Consider the following 24,551-nt stretch of genomic DNA (forward strand, 5'->3'; position numbering starts at 1 on the left):
GGGAGCTTGGATCGCATGACCACCATCAGTGAGACCAGGGCCGCGCGCCTCGAGCTGGAGCCCCTGCGCACCACCGGACCCAAGCCGGGCTTCGCCCGCGGGCTCGTGGGCCAGGTGCAGGACATCTGGGCGCACCGGCAGCTGCTCGACATGCTGATCCGCCGGGAGCTCAAGGCCCGCTACAAGGACAGCGCGCTCGGCTTCGTGTGGAGCCTGATGCGTCCGCTGGCCATGCTGCTGATCTACTACGTCGCGCTCGGCAAGTTCCTCGGAGCGGCCCGGTCGATCCCGGACTTCGCGATCTTCATCTACACCGGGCTGACCGCGTGGGGGCTGTTCTCCGAGGCGATCACGACCGGGACGGCCTCGATCGTCGGCAACTCCGGGCTGATCAAGAAGGTCTACCTGCCGCGGGAGATCTTCCCGCTCGCGGCGCTGGGCTCGGCGCTGTTCAACTTCGCGATCCAGCTGGTGATCCTGTTCGCCGCGACCATCGCGGTCGGCGACGTGCCGACGGGCGCCCGGTGGGCGTACCTGCCGCTGTCCCTCGCCGTGATCGTCGTGACGGCGCTGGGCTGGACCCTGCTGCTGTCCGCGGTCAACGTCTACCTGCGGGACATCCAGTACCTGGTCGAGATCGCGATCATGATCTTCTTCTGGGCGTCGCCGATCGCCTACTCGTGGTCGCTCGTCAACGACAGCGTGGACAACGAGCTGCTCAAGCAGCTCTACCTCGCCAACCCGATCACGATCGCGATCATGGGCTTCCAGAAGACGTTCTGGGTGGCCGGCAGCGACCAGCCGTTCCCGCCCGACATCGACACCAGGCTGTGGATCTGGCTCGGCGTCGGCGTCCTCTTCACCTTGATCGGGCAGCGCGTGTTCGCTCGCCTGCAGGGCAACTTCGCGCAGGAGCTGTGATGGGCAACGCCACCGTCGTCGAGGTCCGCGACGTCTCCAAGCGGTTCGTCATCCGCAAGGAGAAGTCGCTCAAGGAGCGCGTCGTCAACTTCGGGCGCTCCAACCTCCACAAGGAGGACTTCTGGGCGCTCCGGAACGTCGACCTCGACATCGAGGCCGGCACCTCCGTCGGCCTGATCGGCCCGAACGGCTCGGGCAAGAGCACGCTGCTCAAGACGATCGGCGGGATCCTGCAGCCCACCACCGGCACCGTCCGCACCCGCGGCCGGATGGCGGCGCTGCTCGAGCTCGGCGCCGGGTTCCACCCCGACCTCACCGGCCGCGAGAACGTCTTCCTCAACGCCTCGATCCTCGGGCTCAGCACCGCCGAGACGCAGCGGCACTTCGACGCCATCGTCGACTTCTCGGGCATCGAGCCGTTCATCGACACCCAGGTCAAGTTCTACTCGTCCGGCATGTACGTCCGGCTCGCGTTCGCCGTCGCGGTGCACGTCGACCCCGACGTGCTCCTGGTCGACGAGGTGCTGGCCGTCGGCGACGAGCCGTTCCAGCGCAAGTGCATGGACCGGATCCGCACGTTCCAGCACGAGGGCCGCACCATCGTGCTGGTCACGCACGGCCTGGACCAGGTCGCGGAGATCTGCGACCGCGCCGTCGTCCTCGAGCACGGCGTGGTGAAGGCGGACGGCGAGCCGCGCGACGCCCTGCGCGTGCTGCGGTCCGAGTTCGACCAGATGCGGGCCGCGGAGATCGAGAAGCAGCAGGCGACCGCGCAGGACGTCCCCGAGGACCGGCCCCGCGCGGAGATCGTGTCCGTCGAGCTGCTGCAGGACGGGCGACCCGTGCAGGAGGTCGTCACCGGGAGCCCGCTGTCGGTGCGCGTGACCGTGGACGCCGCCGAGCGGCTCGACTCCTGGGTGCTGGGCTTCGGCTTCGACTCCTCGATCGGCCAGGGCGTCTTCGGCACCAACAGCAAGCTGCTCGAGACACCGATGCCGGCGCTCCGCGGCCGGGCCTCCTACGACTTCGCCATCCCGGCGACGCACCTCGGCGAGGGCTCGTACACCGTGCACGGCGCGATCGCCGGACCGACGGGCGCCGAGCTGCACCGCCTCCGGGAGGGCGCACGCCTGACCGTCGCCGCCGACGGCCGCGAGCAGGGGTTCGTGCGGCTGGACACGCGGATCGTCCCCGTCGGCTGATCCCGTCCGACGCCACGAGGGCCCGGCTCCCCCAGGGAGCCGGGCCCTCGTGCGTTCCGGGTCAGCGGGTCTGCGCGCGGTAGAAGTACTCCAGGCTGCGCCCGATCTGGATCGGGAGGACGAAGTCCCCGTTGCCCGCCATCATCGGCTTGTACGTCGCGATGCCGGCCGGGTCGGCGTTCCGCCCGAGCATCAGCTGGTAGTACTCGTTCAACCGCAGCAGCGCCGCCTCGTCGGACAGCACGATCGCCCGTGCCACCGTCCAGCGGTCGGAGCGCTGCACCTGGGAGGCCCAGTAGGCGCGGTCCCCGGCCGAGGCCGAACGGCCCAGAACACCGCGGTAGACGCCGTCCACCCAGGCCCCGAGGTCACCCTTGCCCAGGACGTTGAACCCCTCCTGGCTGGCGTACACCTGGACCTGGAGCTCGGGCACGGTCATCCCCTGCTGCAGGCCGCGGATCCAGTGGTCGGTGCCGACCGGGTCCGGCTGCCGGTTGAGCGCTGCCTGGTACTGGCGCCGGACGAAGGTGTTCAGCCGCTCGTAGGACATCACGATGCCGCCGGCGACCGGCGTGGTGTCGCCGCCCGCCATGACGACGGTGGTCCAGGTGCTCAGGCCGACCGGGTCCGGCGACCGCCCGAGGATGTCCTGGTACAGGGCCCCGACCAGCTTGGTCGCCTGGGCCTGGGTGACACCGGACACGGAGAACCAGTCGCTCTTCAGGCCCAGTGCGGACCGCACCTGGGACCCCGTGAACGAGTACTGGCGGCCGTCGGTCCCGCCGAGGACCACTGTCAGGGCACGGCCGCCCTCGGCACCCAGCCCGTTGCGCGCGGTCACGGCCACGGAGGCGATCGGACCGGTGCCGAGCTTCGCCGCGACCTGGGCCTGCGTGAGCGTCACGTTCCAGGTGCTGTTCGGGTTGGCGGTGGTGGCGTCGCCCAGGTCCTGCACGGCCGGGAACGTGCCGCCCGCCGTCCAGCCGCCGGTCGAGGAGCTGAACTCGGTGCGGGCGACGGCGCCGTTCGCCGACCGGCGCACCTGGCCGCTGGTCTCGGCGACGGCCTGCGAGGTGGTCGCCTGCTCGACGGACGTCACCACGCCGGCGTCGGTCTGCCGGAAGGCCCCGCCGTAGACCTGGCAGCTGGTGGTGTCGCAGATCGTCGCGGCAGTGCCGCCGGACAGCGCGTACGACCGGGCGGCGACGGCCTGCGCGCGCAGCGCGTGCATCCCGCGGCCGCCGCCGGCGGTGCCCCAGGACGAGGGCGACTCGCTGGGGACGACGCTGCGCAGGTAGTCGTCGATGGTGACCCGGTTGACCGTGATCTGCGACGATCCGGTGTTCACCGCGGTGAGCGACCCGCGGTACGCCGTGGTCTTGCCCACCTCGCACGTGCGGACCAGGTTGTTCGGGTCGGCCGGGCTCGCGGAGGTGGTGACGGCCGTTCCTGACGGGGCGCCTCCGTACCAGGCCGTCCAGGGGCCCGCGCAACCGGGGCCGCGGTACACGGCGAACGTGCCCGAGGCCTCGCGGCGCAGGAGCACGGCGGTGGTGCCGGCCGCCGCCCCGTTGACGGCCAGCGCCGGCCCGGTGACGATCGTGTCGGTGCCGTTGAGCCGGGTCAGCTGGACGCCGACCTCGGGGTTCCCGGCGTCGCCGGCCAGCCGCGTGCCGCCGTAGTAGTGGTCCAGGATCTGCTGGTAGGACCACCCGTGGTCGACGGCGTACCCGTAGGAGCCGTACTGACCCATCCCCCGCCCGTGGCCGTAGCCGTGGCCGACGAACGTGAAGGTGGCCTCCGCCGCCGCGGCCGGCGGCGGGGTGGGCAGCACGAGGACGAGCGCCGCGAGCGCGGCGGCCACCGAGGCGGCGAGGAGGCGGCGTACCGGCGCGACGGCGCGGGCGTGGGTGCGGACAGGGCGCGGCATGCGCCGATTCTCGCCACACCACGTCGCAGCCCGGCCGGTCGCCGCGCCGGGCCGTCCCAATTGCCCCGAAAACCGTGCCACGCTGGGGTCGACGACCCCACCACCACCCGTCGAGGAGCGCCGTGCCCGAGGAAGCCACGTACGACGAGGCCTACTACCAGGCCAACGGGCAGGACCGCGACCGGCCCGCGCTGGTCCTGTACGGCCGCCTGGTCCAGCGCTACGTGCGACCGACCCGCGTCCTCGACGTCGGGTGCGGCACCGGGCACCTGCTCGCGCGGCTGGCGCGCCGCAGGCCGGCCGACGGTCTCGAGGTCTCCGCGTACTCCGCCCGGGAGGCACGCCGCCGGTCGCCCCGCAGCTCCGTCTACGAGGACGCCGCCGAGCTCCCGGTGGGCGGGTTCGACGGCTTCACGGCGGTGCACGTCTTCGAGCACATCCCCGACGAGCCGCTCGCCGCGCTGCTCCGCCAGCTGCGGCGTGCGACGCGTCCGGGGACGCACGGCCTCGTGGTGGTACCGGACCCGGCGGGCCGGGGGCACCAGCTGCACGGCGACGGTTGGCTCGGGCTGACCGACCCGACCCACGTGAACCTCAAGCCGCACTCGGCCTGGGTCGACTTCCTCGGGGCTCACGGCTTCCCGGTGGTGCGCGCGGCCTCGGACGGCTTGTGGAACTTCCCCTACTCCGACCTGCCCCTGCCGCTGGACGCCCTGCGGCACGGGCTGCCCATGGCCGCGCAGTTCCTGGCCGGCCGGCTGGTGCTGCCCCCGGGTGCCGGTGAGTCGTCGCTCATGGTGGTGCGCCGGGCCGACGGGCCCGGCGCCTGACACCTCAGCGCGGCAGCGCGAGCTCCTCGAACAGCTCCACGTGCCGGTCGATCACCTGGTCCAGGTGGTACCGCTCGCGCGCGGCCGCGGTCCCGGCCGCCACGTCCGGCGGGTTCTCGGCCAGTCGGCGGAGGGCCGCGGTGATCGCCGCGGCGTCCCGGGGCGGCACCACCTCGCCGAAGCCGGTGTACCGCACGGGCATCCGCACGCCGGGCAGGTCGGTGGCGATCACGGGGATCCCGCACATCATCGCCTCGACCTGCACGATCCCGAACGCCTCGAGCGAGTTGACCGACGGCAGCGCGAACACGTCGAGCGAGGCGTACAGGTCGGCGATCTGGTCCGTGGGCAGGAACCCGAGCAGGCGGACCCGGGGGTCGTCGCCCATCGCCGCGCGCACACGCTCGACGACCGACCCGCCGGCGACCTTCGCGAAGTCGCCGCCGATCAGCAGCCGGGCGTCCGGGTCCTCGAGCGCGCGGAAGCCGCGGACCAGGTGCTCCAGGCCCTTCTCCTCGACGATGCGACCGAGGAACCCGACGTGCAGGCCGTCGGTCTCGCGGAACCGCGGGGTACCGCCCGCCCGCTCGACCGCGGGAGCGGGGATCGCGCGGGTCCGGCCCCGCATCGCGGGCCACAGGCGGCTGGACCGCGCGTAGTCGTCGCTCGTCACGGCGACCGCCGCGGACCGGCGCAGCGCGACGGTGTGCGACCAGTCCAGCGCCCACGTCTGGAACCGGTTGAACGCGCCCGCCGGCAGCGTGACGTCGCACTGGTACGTCGTCACCACCGGGACGTCGCCCACGCCGAGCGCGATGGCGCCCGCCTCGAGCATCGGCAGGTGCAGGTGCACCGCGCGCGCCTTCCGGCCGTACCGCACGACGGTCGGCACGAACGCCGGGCTCACGATGCCCTTGCCGATCCGCAGCACGACGGGCGTGCGGACGACGTCGACGCCGTTGATCCGCTCCCGCGCCGGCGTGGCGGGGTCGTGGTGGCCCGCCACGACGAGGATCCGCCACCCGCGCGCGGCCATTCCCTCCGCCGTCATGCGCGCGGCCTCGGTCACCCCCGATACGTACGGCGCGTAGTAGTTCAGCGCCACGACCACGTCGTACGGCTGCTCATCCGACACGGTGCACTCCCCTCAGCTCGAACTGCTCGTCCTCTGCCTCGCCGTCGGCGGCCAGGTCCACCGTCAGGACCGCACCCGAGGGCACGTCCGCGGCCACCGGGACCCGCACGGTCTGGTCCACCACCGGCAGCACCTCGGCGGGGCCGCCGTCGACGCTCACCGCGACCGACGTGCTGACCGGCACCCGCAGCTCCAGCTCCAGCGGACCGGTCTCCTGCTCGGAGCGCCACAGCAGGACGTCGCCGAGGTCCGGTCCCACCATGAGGGGGCCGACCACGGCGTCGTCGATCGCGAACGGGTACCAGACGTCCGCGGGGCCCGGCACCGCCGCGGCGACCGGCGCCAGGCTGGTGTCCAGCAACCGGAACCGGTCGTTCTGGGCCACCACGGCGGCGTCCGGTGCGTCCACGGCGGCGCCGCGCCCGACGAGCAGCCACCGATCTGCCTCACCCGCCCAGTACTGCCCGGTCAGCAGGTAGTCCCGACGGAGCGCGACGTACGAGACCAGCTCCTCGTCGCGCAGCTCGTAGGCCACCCACATCTGGTCGAACAGGTCGGGGGCGACGACGGTCACGCCCTCCCCCTCGGTCCCGCCACGCTCGGCGACCCACCGAGCCGCCTCCCGGAAGTCCGCGTCCACGGCACGGGACTCGACCAGATCCCGGTCGAGGCCGGCGACCACCGACCGCAGGTTCAGCGCGGTCCCGGCGACCGTCATGGCGATGAGCCCCACGCTCACCACGCCGACCGCCCACCGCGCGGCGGGTCGCGACCAGCGCCGCCCGCTCCCCGGCCTCGTCGCACGGACGGCGCGGTGCACCGCTGCCCCCCAGCCGGCGGCGGCCGGCAGCAGGACCAGGGGCAGCAGCAACGCCACCGCGCGCATCTGCGTGTAGCCGTGGTGCCCGGCCGTGAGCACAGCGACGTACCCCAGTCCGACCCCGAGAAGTCCAATCCACGCGCCCCGGTAGGGCGCGATCAGCAGCGCGAGCAGCCAGCCCACGACGAGCACCGCGATCAGCACCGGCGTGAACTTGCTACCGGAGCCGACCTCGTCGAACGGCAGCGTGCCGACCGCTCGTGCCAGGCTGGTCCCCCACCCGTCACTGAACAGCGGCGAGTCCATCAGGTCACCGTCGCGGCGGATCAGGACCGTCCCGATGCCCCGTACCCAGGACGTCGGCGTGATCACGACCGCCAGACCCACCACGGCCAGCGCTCGCAGGAGCCGCCGCGACCAGCCCCGCGGGCGCGTCAGCAGGATCCCGCCGACGACCGCCGGCCCGACGTAGAGCGCGTACTCGGTGTAGACCGCCACAAGGGCAGCGAGGGCGAGCGCTGCCGGACCGACAGGTACGCGCCCGTGCGCCGCCGCGATGCACAGCCCGATCGAGAGCAGCGCCAGGCCACCGCCCAGCAGCGAGTCCACGTTCTGCTGGTAGACCTGCTGGACGACCAGCATCGAGCTGGCGGTGACCAGAGCCAGGCAGGCGGCAGCGCCGGTGCGGACGCGCAGCAGGCGCGCAGCGACGAACGCTGCGGGAGCGAGCAGCAGGACCCACAAGGCGTTGACCGCCATCGCCGAGGCGACCGCGTCCTGACCGCTCACGGCGTTCAGCGCCGCTTGCACCATCGGCTGCCCGACCCGCAACGGCAGTGCGAGCGACGACGTCACGGAGGCGTACCCCGGCGTCGCCGCCCCGGCGACCGGCTCGGTGCCCACCTGCGGCACCGGGCTGATCGGGTGCTCCGCCAGCCACGCGGCCTCGGAGACGTAGTAGAAGATGTCGTGGCTCTGGTTCGGCGACACCGCCTGCACCGTGCCCAGCCAGAAGCTGGGCACCAGCGCGGCCAGCATCCCCGGGACGCCCAGCGCCACGGCCAGGCAGGCCAGCCCGACGGCGCTCCCCCGGAACCGCCACGGCCGGGTGCGGCGGACGACCGCGGTCGCGACGAGAGCGGCCGCGACCACGACGGTCACGAGCAGGCCGCCACGGGCGGTCAGCCAGTACGACGTCGTGGACAGCACGACGGCGAGGAGCGCCGCGCCGAGCAGGGGCGCGGCGGGCAGCAGGACCTCCCGGCGCAGGCGCCGCATCGGTGCGAGGACCGCGAGCCCGAGCACGGACAGCACGGTGAACGACACCAGCAGGAACACGGCTCCGCCGATCACACCCCACCCCTCTCCGGCCGGACCCGTCGTAGCACGGCGGGCACCATCACGCAGGCCGCGACCGCGGAGCCCGCGAGCAGCGGCAGGAGCGCGCGCGTCCCGAGCTCTGCGGGGACCAGCAACGTCAGTGCGCCGGCAGCCGCCGCCACGACCCACGCGGCGCTGCTGCGCCGCGAGCCGAGCGCCACCGCGAGGTCGTTGGCCACCGAGGCGACGAGGTACGCCGCGACACCGACGGCGGCGATCGTGGCGACGCCCCGGCCGACCACGTACTCGGGGCCGAAGACCCAGCGGACCACCTGCGGCCCGATCGCCGCGACGGCCGCCACCATGACGACGCCGATCACGGCGACCGCCGCGCCGATGCCCGCCACCAGGCGGCGCAGCTCCGTGGTGCGCCCGTGGTGGGCGTGCGCGGCGGCCCGCGCCACGTACCCGCCCTGGGCGGACTGGGCGAGGAACACGGGGACGCGCACCAGCGTCAGCAGCGCGAGCATGTGGCCCGCCGCCACCTGGGCCGCCGCGTCGCCCGCGGTGCCGGCCACGACGACCGGGCTGTTGAGGAGCAGCTGCATGCACAGCATCGCGGCGACCAGCCCGGCGACGTCCGCCGCGAGAGCGCGGTGCAGCAGTGTCGGGGCCCCCGCTGCGCCGGCGGTGCCCGGGACCGCCGAGCGGCGTCGCGCGAGCACCGTCCCGACGACGCCGCACAGGAACGCCGACGACGCGACCACGACGACGTAGGCCTCGGCCGCGCGCACCCCGGCCGCCCACAGCGCGCCCGCCGCGGCGAGACGCACCACGGCGTCGACGCCGACGACGACGGCGTAGCCGAGCAGCTCGTGGCGGCCGGCCAGCACACCGCGTGCGGGGAACTGCAGCGCGAACCCGACGCAGGCGACGGCGAACGCCGCGACCACCAGGAGCGCCCGGGCCGCGTCGTGGTCCTGGACCGCCCACACCGCGGCGAAGACCAGCACCGCCAGCACGCCGACCACAGCGGAGAGCCGGATCCCTCGCCCCAGCAGCGGGCTGCGCCCGTCCGGGCCGGGTGCCGACTGCACGGTGCGGCGCGCCAGCACCTGCTCGACCGGGAGGAACGCACCCAGCGAGGTGATGACGATCCCGGACCAGAACAGCGAGAACCGCCCGTACGCAGCGGGGTCCAGCGCGCGGCCGACCACGACAAGCAGCGCGTAGGTCGATGCTCCCGAGACGACCGCGCCGCCGAGGATCCACACCGGGGAGGTGCGCGGCGGCCGGTTCATCCGAGCACGGCGCTGGTCGCGAAGATCACCAGCCACGCAGCGCCGAGCACCTGCAGGACACGGTCGCCCAGCACGATGCTCTCGGGCTCCCCCGCGGCGCCCTTGTCGATGTCGATCGCGTACCGCAGCAGCGCGAGGGTGAACGGCACGAGCGAGAGCTGGGGCAGCAGCTCGTACTCCCGTGCCAGCCCGAAGGCCCAGAGCGCGTAGAACGTGATGGTCGCGGAGCACGCGATGCCCCAGACGAACCGCAGGTAGCTCGCGGAGTACAGCTCGAGGGTGCGGCGGGTCGCCGACTTCCCCTCGCCGACGAGGTGCACCTCGGAGTAGCGCTTGCCGGCGACCATGAACAGGGAGCCGAACGAGGCGACGAGCAGGAACCACGGCGACAGGACGACCGACGCCGCGACGCCGCCGGCCATGGCCCGCAGCAGGAAGCCCGACGAGACGACCGCCAGGTCGAGCACCGCCTGGTGCTTCAGCCACAGGCAGTACGCCGCCTGGATCACCGCGTAGACGGCGAGGACGACGGTGAGCCGCCCGTACCCGAGCAGCGCCGTCCCGCCGAGCGATACCGCGGCCAGCACGACCGCCGCGACGGCCGCGACCGGGACCGGGAGGGCGCCGGAGGCGATCGGGCGCAGCCGCTTCACCGGGTGCGCCCGGTCGGCCTCGACGTCCAGCAGGTCGTTGAACAGGTAGACGGCCGACGACACCAGGCAGAACGCCACGAACGCGACGGCGATCTCGGGGAGGTGCTCCAGCACCGTCCCGGCGGCGAGCGGTCCGGCGACGACCAGGACGTTCTTCACCCACTGGCGCGGACGGGCGGCGCGGACGAGGGCCGGCAGGACGCGGCTCACGGGCGGGTCCTCCCGGCAACCGCGTCGGCGCCCCGGCGCACGACCGTCGCGCTGACGGCGCCGAGCGCCGCGCCGGCGAGGACGTCGGTCGGGTAGTGCACGCCCAGCAGGACGCGGGACAGCATCATCGCTCCGGCCAGCGCGCCCGCGACCGGGGCGCCGACGACCGGGACGAGGGCGACGGCCGCCGCGGTGGTGGACGCCGCGTGCGCACTCGGGAAGCTGAGGTCGGACGGGGTCCGGACCAGCACCTCCAGGACGGGGTCGGCCGGGCGGCGGCGGCGCACCACGCGCTTGAGCACCACGGCGGCGGCGTGCGCCGTGAAGGCCGCGCCGCCGACGACGACCCAGTCGCGGCGCCGGGGCCGGTCGAGGGCGGCCGCCAGGGCAGCGAGGACCAGCCAGCCCGCGGCGTGCTCGCCGAACCGGGAGTAGCCGCGCGCGGCGCCGGCCAGCGCGTCGCGGCCGGGAACGGCCTGCACGCGCCGCATCAGACCCACCTCACGGGCACTCACGCGACCGCACACCCCCTCAGCACCACGACGAACAATCCGCCCCGAGGCTACACACCGGAACGGACGTCGGACGCGCCACCGGCCCCGGTGCGCGTCCGACGTGCCGCAGGTCACGCGTAGGTGCGCTGCGCCATCTGGTAGTACTCCAGGCTCCCGACGATCTGGTCACGCAGGCGGTCCTCGCCGTAGGACAGCAGGACCGGCGCCCAGCTGGCGCGCCCCGCCGGGTCGACCGAGCGCTTGAGGTACCGCTGGTAGAACGCCTCGACGCGGACGTTCGCGCTCTCCATCGACCCCCACACCCCACCCAGCACCGAGGCCGAGCCGTACCGCCCCGCGACGGGCGCCCACTGGTTGATCTCCGCCTGGCCGGCGGGGCGGCCCAGCACGCTCTGGTAGAGCGCGGCGACGTAGGTCGCGTCCGTGTTGCCGTTGCGCTGGTAGAACTCGACGCTCGAGTACAACCAGAGCCGGAGGTCCTCCGACCGCACGGAACCCGAGGTGATGGCGGCGGTCCAGTCGCGCATGCCGTACGGGTCGGGCGCGCGACCGAGGACCGCCTGGTAGTCACGCGTGACGGTCGCCTGGGCGTACTCGGTGCTGCGGACCAGCGTCGTGGCGAGCTGCGCGGGCGACGTGCCGGCCACCAGCACCTGGCTCCACGTGGAGAGCCCGCCCGCGTCGGCTCCGCGGCCGAGGACGTCCTGGTAGAGCTGGCGGACCAGCGCCTGCGCGTCGGCCAGCGGCATCGCCGGTCCGGAGACCGCCGCGATCGCGCGGATGGTGCCGAGCTGCGCGTAGCCGTACCGGCCCGGGCAGGCCGTCTGCGCGACGTCCCGGTGCCCGATCACGCGAGGCAGGTACAGGCCCGACGGGTAGGTGCCCGAGCCTCGGGGGTCGACCCCGTAGGCCGCGAGGCGCCAGCCGATGATCCGGCCGACCGCGTCGATCATCTGCGGCGTGGTCGGCACCGTGTCGTAGTTGCCCAGCATCGACACGCCGACGGTGCCGGTGTTGGCCCCGCTCGCGTGGACCCCGATCACGGCCTGGGTGAGGCTGTTCGCGCGGCCCTCGTAGATGGTGCCGAACTTGTCGACCACGAAGTTGTAGCCGATGTCGCACCAGCCGCGTGCGTCGATGTGGTACGCTTGGTCGTTCCGGATCTGCTGCATGGCCTGGGCCTGCGTCGTGTAGGAGTTGCTGCCGGCCGTGTGGTGCACGACGGCGCCCTCCAGCCGTCCGGCGACGTCGGGGGCGCACGCCTGGTTGCGCGCACCCCACTGCCCGCGCAGGACGACGGCCGGCTGCCCGGCAGCTGCCGGGACCACGCTCGCCGCGGCCGGTGTGGTGTACGCCGCGGTACGCACGACCGCGTCACCGGTGGCCGATGCGCCCTCGACGATCCCGGCCGGCTCCTCCGACGCCACCAGGGCCAGCGACAGGTCCGCCGGGCCGCCGTCCGCGGTGGCGGCGAACGACAGCTGCACCGCCTCCGATTCCCCGACCCAGTACGAGTCCGTGCCGCCGCGAGCCGCGCGCTCCGCGTCGGCGGTGCCGGCGTCCGGCTCCGAGTCGCTCAGGCCGAGCGGGATCCAGTCCGACCACTCGCCGTCGCTGAGCGACCGCACCTCGGGCGCGAGGTCGCCGGCGTCGGCCCCCTCCGGCCAGGTGACGCCGACGGTCTGCGCCGCTCCGGTCTCGACGGCCGGGGTGACGACCCGACCCGCGGTGGTCAGCACGTCCGCCACGACCGTGCCGTCCGCGGGGTCCACGCTGCGCTCGGGCGCCGGCGTCGGGGTGGGCGTCGGAGCCGCGGAGGTCTCGGGCTGCGCCGACGACGACGCCGCGGCGTCGGTCCCGGCGGGCTCACCGGGCTCGCCGGGCTCGCCGGGGGTTGCTTCCTCCGCGGCGACGACCACGAGGGGCGTCTGCTCCACGGTGACGTCGACAGCGGCGTCGGCGGGTACCGAGGCCGCAGTCGCCTCCCCGGACGCGACGCTCGCGGGCGCAGGCGTCACGCCCTCGGGCGCGAGCGCGGTCGGCGCCACACCGGCACCGAGGGCGATCGACAGAGCGAGAAGTGTTCGCAGCATGACGTTCCTGACGGCTGAAGACGGCGCCCGATCGACTGAGTGGGCGTAAGCAGGGTCAGGCGGCCATGACTCGCAGTCAAGGACCGCCGCGCGCGATGTCGGAATTACCCCGAACTCGGGAGGTGCCGACTGGATAGGATGCTGAGCCGCACCGTCCACCACCGGAGGTCATCCTCGTGCGCATGCTCGTCACCGGCGGAGCCGGCTTCATCGGCTCCAACTTCGTCCACCAGGTCGTGCGCGAGCACCCCGAGGTCCAGGTCACGGTCCTCGACGCCCTGACCTACGCGGGCGACGAGAAGAGCCTCGCACCGGTCTGGGACCAAATCACCTTCGCCAAGGGCAGCATCACCGACCACGACATCGTGGACGACCTGGTGAAGAGCACCGACGTGGTGGTCCACTTCGCCGCCGAGTCGCACAACGACAACTCGCTGCACGACCCGTGGCCGTTCGTGCACACGAACGTCATCGGCACGTACACGCTGCTCGAGGCCGTGCGCCGGTACGACGTGCGCTACCACCACATCAGCACCGACGAGGTCTACGGCGACCTCGAGCTGGACGACCCGGCCAAGTTCACGCCGGACACCCCGTACAACCCGTCGAGCCCGTACTCGTCCACCAAGGCGTCCTCGGACCTCCTGGTGCGCGCGTGGGCGCGGTCGTTCGGCGTGCGTGCCACGATCTCGAACTGCTCCAACAACTACGGGCCGTACCAGCACGTCGAGAAGTTCATCCCGCGCCAGATCACCAACGTCGTCGACGGCATCCGCCCCAAGCTCTACGGCACGGGTGAGAACGTCCGCGACTGGATCCACGTCGAGGACCACAACAGCGCCGTCTGGGACATCATCACGAAGGGTCGCCTCGGCGAGACCTACCTGATCGGCGCGGACGGCGAGGTGGACAACAAGACGGTCGTCGAGCTGATCCTCGAGCTGACCGGTCAGCCGTCCGACGCCTACGACCTGGTCAGCGACCGCCCGGGCCACGACCTCAGGTACGCGATCGACGCGACGAAGCTCCGCACCGAGCTCGGCTGGGAGCCCCGCTACACGACGTTCCGCGACGGCCTGGCCGCCACGATCGACTGGTACCGCGCGAACGAGGCGTGGTGGCGGCCACAGAAGGACGCCACCGAGGCGAAGTACGCCCAGCTCGGGCGCTGAGCCCCGGAGCACCGCGGCGGCGGCCGCCCGACCTCGCGTCGGGCGGCCGTCGCCGTCCCCGGGGCACGCAGCGAAGCAGCGGGTGATCTGCACTAATCCTCCACGCCGCGCCCCCGGCGGATCCCCCGTGCTCTGAGCGACGGCTCCTATGCTCTCCCCCGTGACCTCCCGCCACGCTGCTCCCGCACGCCCGCGCGCCGTCCGCCACGGGCGGCCCCGGCGCAGCCACGCCGTGCTGCGGGGCGTGGCCCTCGGCGTCGTCGCCGTGCTGTGCTTCGGCGCCTCCGGGGCGGCCGCGCTGTACGTCCAGCTGAACAGCAACATCAACACGATCGACGCGAGCGACCTCATCCAGGCCCTGCCCGAGCCGACGCCGACGGGCCCGGCCGACCCGGACGACCCGAACGCCGGCCGCGACGTCAACATCCTGCTGATGGGCTCGGACGAGCGCGACGGGGAGAACGAGGCCATCGGCGGCTACGTCGGCGGCATGCGGTCGGACACCACGATCGTCGCGCACATCTCCGCGGACCGGAGCCGCGTCGAGCTCATCTCCATCCCCCGCGACTCCCTCGTCGACATCCCGTCGTGCACCATGACGGACGGCTCGACGACCTACGCGCAGAAGAACGCCATCTTCAACTCCGCGTTCTCCATCGGGGCCGACAACGGCGGCGACATCGCCTCCGCCGCCGCGTGCACGGTCAACACGGTGCAGCAGAACACCGGCGTGCGGATCGACCACTTCGTCGTCGTGGACTTCGCGGGCTTCACCAAGATGGTCGACTCGATCGGCGGCGTGCCGATCTGCGTGCCGAACGACATGTCCGCCCCCAAGGCCGGCCTGTACCTGAGCGCCGGCCAGCAGACCCTCGACGGGACGACCGCCCTCGCGTTCGCGCGGGCCCGGACCGGTGTCGGCGTCGGCGACGGCTCCGACACCAACCGGCTCGGCCGCCAGCAGGAGCTGCTCGCCGCCGTGGTGCGCGAGGTGCTCGGCAAGAACATGCTGACCGACATCACCCAGCTGATCCGGTTCCTCGACTCGGCCACGGAGTCCCTGTCGATCGACAGCGGCTTCAGCTCGATCTCCGACATGGCCGGGCTCGCCTACAGCCTGCGGAGCACCTCGGCTGGGAACATCTCCTTCATGACGATCCCGTTCGCCGCGGCGCCCAGCGACCCGAACCGGGTGGTGTGGACCTCCGAGGCCGACGCCATCTGGGCCAACGTCGCGGGCGACCAGCCGATGCTGACCGGGACGTCGCAGGACCCCACGCCCGCCGGCACCGGCACGGACGCCGGGACCGACGCGGGCACCGGCACCGGCACCGACGCGGGCACGGGCGTCACGGACCCGGCGCAGACAACGGCGCCGGAGACGGCCGAGACCCCCGCCACGACCGAGACCCCCGACGTGGCGCAGACCCGCGAGGCGGGCAAGGAGGCCTTCTCGGCCGGCGACGTCACCGCGGTCTGCGGCTGATGGTGGCGCGCCCGGAGGACCGGGACCCCCGCGACGCGTCCCGCGGGACCCCGCCGAGCTTCTCGCCGGGCGGCGCGGGCCGCCGTCCCTCCGCGGACGGCGCGGTACCCGTCGGTGAGCCGCCGGCCGCCCGCAGCACCCGTCCCGCCCGGCCCGCAGCACCGGCCCGGCCCGGCACGCCGGCCCGGCCCAGCACGCCCGGGCGCACCTCGGCGGCGCGACCGGCCCGGCCGGCCGGCGCCCCCGGAGCCGCCGCCGGACCCGACCAGGCCGGCCCCGCGAGCTTCGCCCCGCAGGCCGGCGACGCGGCGCCCGCGCGCCCCTCGGCCCGTGCGGGCTCCCCCGTCGTCCCGGTCGGCCCCGGCGCCGCCGACGTCCCGCCCCGTGCGCCGCGGCAGACCACCCCGGTCGGTCCCGGTCGCGCGCGGCCCGCGGCACCCGCTCGTCCCGGCGGCCCCGTGGCGCCCGGCGGACCCGGTCCCGACGGCCCCGGCTCCGCCCCGCCCGCCGCACCGCGCCGCCGGCGTCGGCGCGGCCGCGTGGTCGCCGCCGTCGCGGTGCTGGTCCTCGTGCTCCTGATCGCGTGGCCGATCGGCCTGCTGTGGTGGGCCGACGGCAAGATCCAGCACGTCGACGCGCTCTCCGGGGCGGCGGACACCCCGGGCACCACGTACCTCCTCGCCGGGTCCGACTCGCGCGAGGACGGCGTGATCGAGGACGCGGAGACCGTCGGCTCCCGCACGGACACGATCCTGCTGCTGCAGGTCCCCGAGTCGGGCCCGGCGGCGCTCATCTCGCTGCCCCGCGACACGTACACGGACATCCCGGGCTTCGAGCCGAGCAAGCTCAACTCCGCGTTCTCCTGGGGCGGCGCCCCGCTGCTGGTGCAGACCGTCGAGGGGCTGACGGGCCTGACCGTCGACCACTACGTCGAGATCGGGTTCGGCGGCGTCGAGCAGATCGTGGACTCGCTCGGCGGCGTCGAGCTCTGCCTGGACGGCAGCACCGGGATCACGTTCCCGGTGAACGAGCCGCAGTCGGGGCTGAGCTGGGCCGCGCCCGGCTGCCAGACGGTCGGCGGCGAGATGGCCCTGGCGTTCTCGCGCATGCGCTACGCCGACCCGTCGGGCGACATCGGCCGCGGGCTGCGGCAGCGGCAGCTGATCAGCGCCGTCGCCGCGAAGGCGGAGAACCCGTCGCTGCTCCTCCAGCCCGGCAAGCAGGTGTCCCTGATCGACGCCGGCACCGGGGCCCTGACCGCGAGCGACGAGACCGGCATCGTCGACCTGGGCCGGCTCGCGCTCGCGTTCCGGTCGGCGACCGGGCCGGAGGGCATCACGGGCACCCCGCCGATCTCCGACATGAACTACCGGCCGGGCGGCGTGGGCTCCACGGTCCTGCTGAACCCGGACGAGACGCCCGCGTTCTTCGCGGCGCTCCGGGACGGCACCCTGGCGCCGGGCGTCGTGGGCGGCGTGCCCACGCCGTAGCCGGCGCGCACCAGCCGGACCAGGGCGACGCACGCGTCCCGCACCCGCTCGCAGCCGGCGGTGGTCGCCCGCCGCAGCCGCGGGCCGAACGGCTTCTCGACGAACCGGTGGATCAGCCAGGCCAGCACGAGCGAGAACGCGGTGGCGGCGGCGAGCACGGCCCAGACGGGCAGCCGGCCGCTGAGCAGGTGGACGACCCACAGACCCCAGTACTCGTGCGTCAGGTACAGCGGGTAGGTCAGCGCGCCGGCCGCGGTCAGGCCGGCCCATCGCCACCGGGACAGCGGCGTCAGCGCGACCAGCGCCACGAGCGCGACGCACCCGAGCAGGGCCGCCGCCAGCAGGACCGGCTGCGGCGCCACGACCGAGTTCTCGCCGAGCGAGTCCATCCGCGCCGGGACGAGCGCGGCCGTCGCGAGCGCGGCGTTCCCGGCCACGAGCAGCCACGGCACGACGGCGTGCCCGGTGCGGAAGACGACGTAGAGGGCCATGCCCGCCGCGAACAGCGGTGCGTAGGGCGCGACCAGCCAGGTGACGAGGTCGGACATCCCGGCGGCACGGGCGAGCATCGCAGCCGCGGGCCACAGGGCGGCGAACCACAGCACGCGGCGCCGGGTGATCCCGACCGCCGCGAGCAGCGCGATCAGCACGTAGAACCGCAGCTCCACCCAGAGCGTCCAGTAGACGCCGTCGACGTGCCCGACGTCGACGAGGCTCTGCAGCAGGGTGAGGTTGACCAGCACCTGGCCGCCGGTGATCTGCTTGCCCTCCCAGACGAGCAGGAGCAGCGCACCGGTCAGCAGGACGCCCACCCAGTACGCCGGGTACAGCCGCGCGACGCGGGAGCCGATGATGCTGGGCACGGAGCGCCCCCACGCGGTCATCAGGATCACGAACCCGCTGATCACGAAGAACAGCTCGGGCCCGAGCGAGGTGTAGGTCGCCCAGCCGGCGACGGCGGGGGCGACCTCGGCGAGGTCGCGACCCCAGGCGTCCGTCTGCCGGGCGGTGAAGTGGTAGGCCAGCACGCCGAGCGCGGCGAGGAACCGCAGGGCGTCGAGGGCCGCGAGCCGCGGGGCGCGCGCCGAGGTCGGCGCGGGTGCGGCGGTCGCGGCCTCCGGCGCGGGGCTGGTCCGGGTCGGCGCAGTGGTCGTCACTTCCTCGACGCTAGGTCGACTCGGCGCCGCCCGCCTGTCGAGGACGGCACGGTCGGCCAGGTCTCGACCAGACCTTCACGCGGCCTCCGGGATGCTCAGGAACCGAAGCCCACGCCCGGGCGCCGCCCGTCGCCGCGGGTCGCGCGCAGCCGCTCGCCCTTGGCGTCCGCCTGGGCCCGCAGGTCGTCCTGGAACGCCAGCATCGCGCGCTGCAGCCGCTGCGCGAGGTCGTCGGTCCCGGCGCCGAGGATCCGCGCGGCGAGCAGGCCGGCGTTCCGCGCGCCGCCGATCGACACCGTGGCCACCGGCACGCCCGCGGGCATCTGCACGATCGACAGCAGCGAGTCCATGCCGTCCAGCCGCGCCAGCGGCACCGGCACGCCGATCACGGGCAGCGGGGTGACCGCCGCCAGCATGCCCGGCAGGTGGGCCGCTCCCCCGGCGCCCGCGATGATCACGCGGAGCCCGCGGCCGGCGGCGCCGCGGCCGTAGTCGACCATCTTGTCGGGCTGCCGGTGCGCGGAGACGACGTCGACCTCGACCGGGACGTCCAGCTCGGCGAGCGCCTCGGCGGCCGCCTCCATCACGGGCCAGTCCGAGTCCGAGCCCATGACGATGCCGACGAGGGGGTTCATGCCGGGCCTCCGGTGGTGGTGGAAGGGGACTCGCCGCGCAGCACGGCGGCCGCGGCGACGGCACGCCGGCGCACGTCGGCCAGGTCGTCGCCGCACACGGTGACGTGCCCCAGCTTGCGGCCCGGGCGCACGCCCTTGCCGTACAGGTGCACCTTGGCGCCCGGGTCCAGCGCGGCGACCTCCGCGAGGCCGTCGGTGAGCGCGGGGCGGGTGGAGCCGAGCACGTTCGCCATCACCGTCCACGGCGCGCGGGCCGCGGTCCCGCCGAGCGGCAGGTCGAGCACGGCGCGCAGGTGCTGCTCGAACTGGCTCGTCACGGCGCCGTCGATGGTCCAGTGGCCCGAGTTGTGCGGTCGCATGGCCAGCTCGTTGACCAGCACGCGCGGCGCGCCGCCCTCGGGGTCGGCCACCTCGAACAGCTCGACCGCGAGGACGCCCGTGACGCCGAGGCCCTCGGCCACGTCGTGGGCGATCCGCTCGGCGGTCTCCGCCGTCCGCGGGTCCAGGTCCGGGGCCGGCGCGACCACCTCGGCGCACACGCCGTCGCGCTGCACCGACTCGACCACCGGCCACGTCCGCACCTCGCCGGACGGCCGGCGCGCGACCAGCACGGCGAGCTCGCGGGTGAACGGCACGCGCTCCTCGGCGAGCAGCGGGGCGCCGGTGCCCTCGGCCGCGGCCGTCAGCCAGTCGGCGGCGTCGCCGGCCGTGCGCACCACGCGGACGCCCTTGCCGTCGTAGCCGCCGCGGGCGGTCTTGACCACGGCCGTGCCGTCGCCCGCCGCGAGGAAGGCGGCCAGGTCGTCCGCCGAGGCCAGCGGGGCCCACCGGGGGCACGGCACGCCGAGCGCGGTCAGGCGGGTCCGCATGACGATCTTGTCCTGGGCGTGCACCAGCGCGTCGGGACCCGGCCGCACGGCGACGCCGCGGTCCTGCAGCTCGGTGAGCAGGCCGTTCGGCACGTGCTCGTGCTCGAAGGTGAGCGCGTCGGCGCCCACCACCAGCCGCTCCACCGCCAGGGGGTCCGACGCCGCACCGACGGGCGCGTCGACGACCACCTGCGCCGCCGACGACACGGCGTCCTCCACCAGCACGCGCAGATGGACGCCCAGCGCGGTCGCCGCGGGAGCCATCATGCGGGCGAGCTGCCCACCACCGACCACTGCCACCACGGGTGCTGCCACGATCGTGCAGCCTAACCGACCTCGCTCAGCGGTCACCCAGCCGCCCGGGTTACGGTACGGCGGTGACTTCCTCCGGTGCGCCCGGCCTCACGGCCGCACCGGGACCCGCCCCCGAGGCCCGTCCCGGACGCCTGCGCGGCTACCTCCACCGCGTGCCTCGGGCGACCCTGCGCGAGCGCGCGCTGGAGCTGGTGCGGTTCGGGTCCGTGGGCACCGTGGCGTTCGTCGTGGACCTCGGCACGTACAACCTGCTGCGGTTCGGCCCCGTCGACGCGCTGCACGGCAAGCCGCTGACGGCCCGGGTGGTGGCCGTGGTGCTGGCGACGCTGGTGTCGTGGCTGGGCAGCCGGCACTGGACCTTCGCCGGCCAGCGCACGCACCGCCGCGGGCGCGAGCTCGCGCTGTTCGGGGCGATCAACCTGGTCGGGATCGGGTTCACCGTCGGCGCGCTGTGGTTCTCGCACTACGTGCTGGGGAGGTCCGGGCCGTTCACGGACAACGTGGCGAACGTCGTCGGCATCGTGCTGGGCACGGTGGTCCGCTACGTCGGCTACAAGCTGTTCGTGTTCACCGGTCCCGGCGTGCCCGTCGCGCTGGCCGAGGTCGGGCGCGAGGCGCACGCGCAGCACGGCGTCCCGCACCCGCGCCCGAGCGCGCGCGACGACGCCTGACGGCCGGTCCCCGCCCGCCCCTCACGCCGCCCCGGCGCCGTCCGTGCCTGCCGTGCCGGTCGAGCCCACTGTGCCGGTCGAGCCCTCCGTGCCGACCGTGCCCACAGCGCCCACAGCGCCCACAGTGCCCAGAGTGGCCGGCCGCGCGACGAGCGCCGCGATCCCCAGCACCACCACCGCGACGACCGCGACGGTGACCACGTACGCGGGCGTCAGGTGGTCGGCGAGCACCAGCGCCAGCGCGGCACCGCCCACGACGACCACCCGCACGAGCGTGCGCTGCTCGGCGAACCAGACGCCGACCGGCCCCGTCGACACCCCGCGCCGCTCCCCCGCCCCGCGCAGCGCCGGTGCCGCGGGTCCACGACCCCCGCAGGGCGCGCGCGGCCGTGGACCGGCCGGACACGAAGGCGACCAGCGCGACGACCAGACCCAGCACCAGCCCGGACCGCAGGGCGACCCGGAGCAGCGACACCACCTGGTCGTAGACGACGACGGCCGCGTCGGGCCGTTGCACCGCCGGTGGCAGCGCGTTCACGTACAGCGACCGCCCGATCGTGAGCGCGGCGCCCAGCAGCAGCATCCCCCGGCCAGCGCCAGCCCGGCGATCACGAGCGCCCGCGCGGTGTGCCGGGCCAGCAGCACGCCGGCCGCCAGCATCGCCAGCACCACCCAGACCAGCCACTGGCCGAGCACGTCGAGCACCTGGTACGCGTTCTGCGCCCGCACCAGGTCCTCGCTCTGCATCAGCGGGAAGGCTCGCGCTGATCGTGGGCAGCCGGTCGACGATCGTGAAGCCCGCGTCGGACAGCGACGTCCGGACCGTGTCGATGACGCCGGTGAGGTCGACCGTCAGCGTCCCCTGGGAGTCGAGGCTCGCGATCGCGTCGGGGTCGCCGCGGAGCACGGCGTTCAGGCCTGCTGGTGGACCGCGCGGTTGGCCTCGTCCCAGACCGCCTCGAACGCGTCGGAGGTCACGACCCGGTCCACGATGTCGCGCACGAACCCGGTCACCGCGTCGACGAGCGGCCCCTGCAGCGTCCCCGCGACCGCGGCCACGCGCGGCGGCAGGTCCAACCCCTCGACCACCGCGACGCCCTCGGCCGCGAGCCCCTCCAGGTCGGCGGCGTCGACGATCGCCCCCGTGACCCGGTTCACCACGGCGCTCTGGACCTGCGGTTCGTCCACGAGCGGCCCGACGGTCGCGAGGTACCGGTCGGTGTCGGTGACCAGGTCCCGCGCCCAGACGGCGACCACGGCGACCGGGGCCAGCAGCGCGGCGACGACGATCAGCGCGGTGGCCGCCGCGGCCCGCCCGGGCCGCCGGCGCTCGCGCGGCGGGGCTCCCGGGGCGCCGGGCACGCCGCCGGCGACCGGGGCCGCGCGCGCCACGGCCGCGGCGCGCAGGCTGGGCGTTCTCGGCCTCGAGCGCGGCGATGCGCGCCGTCACCAGCGGCCTCGTCGGGACCGCTCCGGACCGGAGGTCGTGGCTCGGCCATCTCGTCACCGCCCGCGTCGCCGTCGCCCCGCCCTGCCGGCGGGAGCGCCCGTCCTCGGCAACGTAGCGCCGCCGCGTCGCACCCACCGCCACCCGCCAGGGGTGAGGGAGGCACCACTCAGCGCCGGCCGGTGCGGTGACGGCCGGGCCGGGGCGGGCCCGGGTCGGGCCGGCCGAGCGCGGGCCGGGCGGGCCGGGCCGGGGGCAGTCCGGTCAGCGGCGGCGGCGCGCCCGCTCGGACCGCGGGGAGATGATCGACCCGCGCGGCAGCACCACGTCGGGCGCCATCGCCGCCGGGACCCCGGTGAGGAACAGCGCGAACACGGCGGGGCGGCGCTGCGCCAGCTCCAGCCGCGCCCCGTCGGCCGACGCCAGGTCCCGGGCCAGCGACAGCCCCAGCCCGGTGCCCTTGCCGGAGGTGACCTCGCGCTCGAAGATCCGCGGCGCCAGCTCGTCCGGGACGCCGTCGCCCTCGTCGGCGACCTCGACGACGACCGCCCGGGACGCGCCGGGCCGGGACCGCACGGTCGTGGTGCCGCCGCCGTGCCGCAGCGAGTTCTCGATGAGGGTCGCGAGGACCTGGGCCAGCGCCCCGGGCGTCGCGAGCACCTGCACCGCGGGGTCGACCTCGATCACCAGGGCGCGGCCCTCCGACTCGAACGTCGGGCGCCACTCCTCCTCCTGCTGGTGCACGACGTCGACCAGCCGGATCGCCTCGGTGGTCCCGCCCTGCGCGCGCCGCGAGCGGGTCAGCAGGTCGTCCACGACCGTCACCAGCCGCTCCACCTGCTCCAGCGAGATCCGCGCCTCCTCGCGCACCGCGGCGTCGTCGGAGGCCATCATGATCTCCTCGAGCCGCATGCTCAGCGCGGTCAGCGGGGTCCGGAGCTGGTGCGAGGCGTCGGAGGCGAACTGCCGCTCGGCGGCCAGGCGCCCGGCCATGCGGTCGGCGCTGCGGGCCAGCTCGGCGGCGACCAGGTCGATCTCCTCGACGCCCGACGGCTCCAGCTGCGGCCGCACCTGCCCCGACCCGAGCTGCTCGGCCGACGCCGCGAGGTACACCAGCGGGGCGGCGAGCCGGTTGGCCTGCCAGATCGCCATGGCGATGCCGGCGGCGAAGGCGACGATGGCCGCCGCGACCACGAGCCCCATGATCTGGGCGCTCATGAGGAACACGTCCCACCACGGCGCGTACATCGTGATGCGGGCGCCGGTGGTCGACGTCTCCGTGATGGTGATGGCGCGCTCCGGCACCTCCGGCCCCGCCTGGTAGCGGGAGCCGTCGTCCGCGACGACGAAGATGCTGACCTCGATGCCGCCGCCGCGGTCGACGTACGGGTCGAGGAGGGCGTCGGACAGCGGGGTGCCCTCCTGGACGCGGCCGTCGATCTGCCGCGCCAGGTCGGACGCGCGGGTCTCGAGCGACCCGATCTCGTTGTCGCGGACGTACTGCGCGCCGAGGAACGCCAGGGGGAAGCCGAGCAGCACCACCGCGACGGTGACGGCCGCGATGGTGGCCTGCAGGACGCGGCGGCGCACGGGTCAGCCCCGGGTGCCCTCGCCGGACTCGAACCGGAAGCCCATCCCCCGCACCGTGCTGATGTACCGCGGCGCGCTCGCGTCGTCGCCCAGCTTCCGGCGCAGCCAGGACACGTGCATGTCGAGGGTCTTGGTGGAGCCGGTCGGGTCGGAGCCCCAGACCTCGCGCATCAGCGTCTCGCGGGCCACGACGGTGCCCGCGGCACCGACCAGCACGCGCAGCAGGTCGAACTCCTTGGCCGTGAGGTGCAGCTCGCGGTCCGCCTGGAACGCCCGGTGCGCGGCGACGTCGACGCGGACGTCCTGGCTGCGCAGCTCGTCCTCGTCCGGCGCGTCGCCGCCGGTGCGGCGCAGCAGCGCCCGCACCCGGGCGAGCAGCTCGGCCAGGCGGAAGGGCTTGGTCACGTAGTCGTCGGCGCCGGCGTCCAGCCCCACGACCAGGTCGACCTCGTCCGCGCGGGCGGTCAGCACCAGCACCGGGGTGGTCAGGCCCTGGTTGCGGATCGCGCGCGCGACGTCGAGGCCGTCCATGTCCGGCAGGCCGAGGTCGAGGACGACCAGGTCGGCCTCGCTGGCCCGGTCGATCGCGCCCTGACCGGTGCCCTGCACCCGGACGTCGTAGCCCTCCCGGCCGAGCGCCCGCGCCAAAGGCTCGGCAATCGCGGGATCGTCCTCCGCCAGCAGCACCAGGGTCATTGCGCCATGTTAGGTCACGGAACGGTCTGCGACACGGCGCACCGGGGTATCGGTTCGGTGATGGGCGTCTGATCCTCCCGTGGGAGGACCAGC

Annotated in this window: 21 protein-coding genes and 1 pseudogene; 7 read left to right on the forward strand and 15 right to left on the reverse strand. The window is 74.5% G+C overall.

Going from position 1 to position 24,551, the window contains the following annotated elements; translation table 11 throughout:
- The first annotated feature begins 15 nt into the window (after positions 1–15).
- A complete protein-coding gene (locus tag ACWPWW_RS06070; RefSeq protein WP_454049439.1) occupies positions 16–921 on the forward strand; it encodes an ABC transporter permease in 906 nt (301 codons plus the stop codon).
- Positions 921–2,123, forward strand: a complete 1,203-nt coding sequence (locus ACWPWW_RS06075) for an ABC transporter ATP-binding protein (protein ID WP_454049440.1) — start codon at positions 921–923, stop codon at positions 2,121–2,123. Before ACWPWW_RS06070 ends, ACWPWW_RS06075 begins: the two co-directional genes overlap by 1 nt.
- Positions 2,124–2,184: 61 nt before the next feature.
- On the opposite strand, the gene ACWPWW_RS06080 is transcribed toward ACWPWW_RS06075, so the two are convergent.
- Positions 2,185–4,053 (reverse strand): DUF4214 domain-containing protein, encoded by a 1,869-nt coding sequence (locus tag ACWPWW_RS06080; RefSeq protein WP_454049441.1) that lies wholly within the window; start codon positions 4,051–4,053, stop codon positions 2,185–2,187.
- A 122-nt stretch (positions 4,054–4,175) separates the two neighbouring features.
- Between ACWPWW_RS06080 and ACWPWW_RS06085 the strand changes: the two genes are divergently transcribed.
- Positions 4,176–4,883, forward strand: a complete 708-nt coding sequence (locus ACWPWW_RS06085; RefSeq protein ID WP_454049442.1) for a class I SAM-dependent methyltransferase — start codon at positions 4,176–4,178, stop codon at positions 4,881–4,883.
- A 4-nt stretch (positions 4,884–4,887) separates the two neighbouring features.
- Here ACWPWW_RS06085 and ACWPWW_RS06090 read toward each other — a convergent pair whose 3' ends face one another.
- From ACWPWW_RS06090 to ACWPWW_RS06115, 6 genes are all read right to left on the reverse strand, one after another.
- Positions 4,888–6,018, reverse strand: a complete 1,131-nt coding sequence (locus tag ACWPWW_RS06090) for a glycosyltransferase family 4 protein (RefSeq protein WP_454049443.1) — start codon at positions 6,016–6,018, stop codon at positions 4,888–4,890.
- Entirely contained in the window at positions 6,008–8,191 is a 2,184-nt protein-coding gene (locus tag ACWPWW_RS06095; protein ID WP_454049444.1) for a hypothetical protein, read from the reverse strand. Before ACWPWW_RS06095 ends, ACWPWW_RS06090 begins: the two co-directional genes overlap by 11 nt.
- Positions 8,188–9,459 carry a hypothetical protein gene (locus ACWPWW_RS06100; protein WP_454049445.1) on the reverse strand — a complete coding sequence of 424 codons (1,272 nt, stop codon included), beginning with the start codon at positions 9,457–9,459 and terminating at the stop codon, positions 8,188–8,190. The genes ACWPWW_RS06095 and ACWPWW_RS06100 overlap by 4 nt, the downstream gene beginning before the upstream one ends.
- Positions 9,456–10,322, reverse strand: coding sequence for a decaprenyl-phosphate phosphoribosyltransferase (locus tag ACWPWW_RS06105; protein WP_454049446.1), 867 nt, complete (start codon positions 10,320–10,322; stop codon positions 9,456–9,458). The genes ACWPWW_RS06100 and ACWPWW_RS06105 overlap by 4 nt, the downstream gene beginning before the upstream one ends.
- Positions 10,319–10,813: a phosphatase PAP2 family protein gene (locus tag ACWPWW_RS06110; protein WP_454049447.1), complete on the reverse strand. Its 495-nt coding sequence runs from the start codon at positions 10,811–10,813 to the stop codon at positions 10,319–10,321. The genes ACWPWW_RS06105 and ACWPWW_RS06110 overlap by 4 nt, the downstream gene beginning before the upstream one ends.
- A 134-nt stretch (positions 10,814–10,947) precedes the next feature.
- Positions 10,948–12,930, reverse strand: a complete 1,983-nt coding sequence (locus tag ACWPWW_RS06115; protein ID WP_454049448.1) for a DUF4214 domain-containing protein — start codon at positions 12,928–12,930, stop codon at positions 10,948–10,950.
- Positions 12,931–13,106: 176 nt separating this feature from the next.
- Here ACWPWW_RS06115 and rfbB point away from each other — a divergent pair, with 176 nt between their 5' ends.
- The 3 genes from rfbB (at position 13,107) to ACWPWW_RS06130 (ending at position 17,078) form a co-directional block, all read left to right on the forward strand.
- Positions 13,107–14,102, forward strand: coding sequence for a dTDP-glucose 4,6-dehydratase (rfbB, locus tag ACWPWW_RS06120; protein ID WP_454049449.1), 996 nt, complete (start codon positions 13,107–13,109; stop codon positions 14,100–14,102).
- Positions 14,103–14,262: 160 nt separating this feature from the next.
- A complete protein-coding gene (locus tag ACWPWW_RS06125; protein WP_454049450.1) occupies positions 14,263–15,588 on the forward strand; it encodes an LCP family protein in 1,326 nt (441 codons plus the stop codon).
- Positions 15,588–17,078 (forward strand): LCP family protein, encoded by a 1,491-nt coding sequence (locus ACWPWW_RS06130; RefSeq protein ID WP_454049451.1) that lies wholly within the window; start codon positions 15,588–15,590, stop codon positions 17,076–17,078. The genes ACWPWW_RS06125 and ACWPWW_RS06130 overlap by 1 nt, the downstream gene beginning before the upstream one ends.
- A gap of 119 nt (positions 17,079–17,197) precedes the next feature.
- Here ACWPWW_RS06130 and ACWPWW_RS06135 read toward each other — a convergent pair.
- From ACWPWW_RS06135 to ACWPWW_RS06145, 3 genes and pseudogenes are all read right to left on the reverse strand, one after another.
- Positions 17,198–18,235 (reverse strand): annotated as a pseudogene (locus ACWPWW_RS06135) (acyltransferase family protein); the annotation flags it as partial.
- Between the two features lie 95 nt (positions 18,236–18,330).
- Entirely contained in the window at positions 18,331–18,870 is a 540-nt protein-coding gene (gene purE / locus ACWPWW_RS06140; protein ID WP_454049452.1) for a 5-(carboxyamino)imidazole ribonucleotide mutase, read from the reverse strand.
- Entirely contained in the window at positions 18,867–20,054 is a 1,188-nt protein-coding gene (locus ACWPWW_RS06145; protein WP_454049453.1) for a 5-(carboxyamino)imidazole ribonucleotide synthase, read from the reverse strand. The genes purE and ACWPWW_RS06145 overlap by 4 nt, the downstream gene beginning before the upstream one ends.
- A 62-nt stretch (positions 20,055–20,116) precedes the next feature.
- On the opposite strand from ACWPWW_RS06145, the gene ACWPWW_RS06150 reads away from it, so the two are divergent.
- A complete protein-coding gene (locus tag ACWPWW_RS06150; protein WP_454049454.1) occupies positions 20,117–20,725 on the forward strand; it encodes a GtrA family protein in 609 nt (202 codons plus the stop codon).
- A 21-nt stretch (positions 20,726–20,746) separates the two neighbouring features.
- On the opposite strand, the gene ACWPWW_RS06155 is transcribed toward ACWPWW_RS06150, so the two are convergent.
- From ACWPWW_RS06155 to ACWPWW_RS06175, 5 genes are all read right to left on the reverse strand, one after another.
- Entirely contained in the window at positions 20,747–21,043 is a 297-nt protein-coding gene (locus tag ACWPWW_RS06155; RefSeq protein WP_454049455.1) for a hypothetical protein, read from the reverse strand.
- Between the two features lie 216 nt (positions 21,044–21,259).
- The gene (locus tag ACWPWW_RS06160) at positions 21,260–21,472 is read right to left on the reverse strand and encodes a hypothetical protein (RefSeq protein ID WP_454049456.1); all 213 of its coding nucleotides are present in this window, start codon (positions 21,470–21,472) and stop codon (positions 21,260–21,262) included.
- A 165-nt stretch (positions 21,473–21,637) separates the two neighbouring features.
- Complete coding sequence (locus tag ACWPWW_RS06165; protein ID WP_454049457.1) at positions 21,638–22,117, reverse strand: hypothetical protein; 480 nt, start codon at positions 22,115–22,117, stop codon at positions 21,638–21,640.
- Positions 22,118–22,436: 319 nt separating this feature from the next.
- Positions 22,437–23,762 carry an ATP-binding protein gene (locus ACWPWW_RS06170; RefSeq protein WP_454049458.1) on the reverse strand — a complete coding sequence of 442 codons (1,326 nt, stop codon included), beginning with the start codon at positions 23,760–23,762 and terminating at the stop codon, positions 22,437–22,439.
- 3 nt (positions 23,763–23,765) lie between these two features.
- Positions 23,766–24,458 carry a response regulator transcription factor gene (locus tag ACWPWW_RS06175; protein ID WP_454049459.1) on the reverse strand — a complete coding sequence of 231 codons (693 nt, stop codon included), beginning with the start codon at positions 24,456–24,458 and terminating at the stop codon, positions 23,766–23,768.
- Positions 24,459–24,551 lie beyond the last annotated feature (93 nt).

The organism is Cellulomonas sp. Marseille-Q8402 (genome assembly GCF_965119525.1).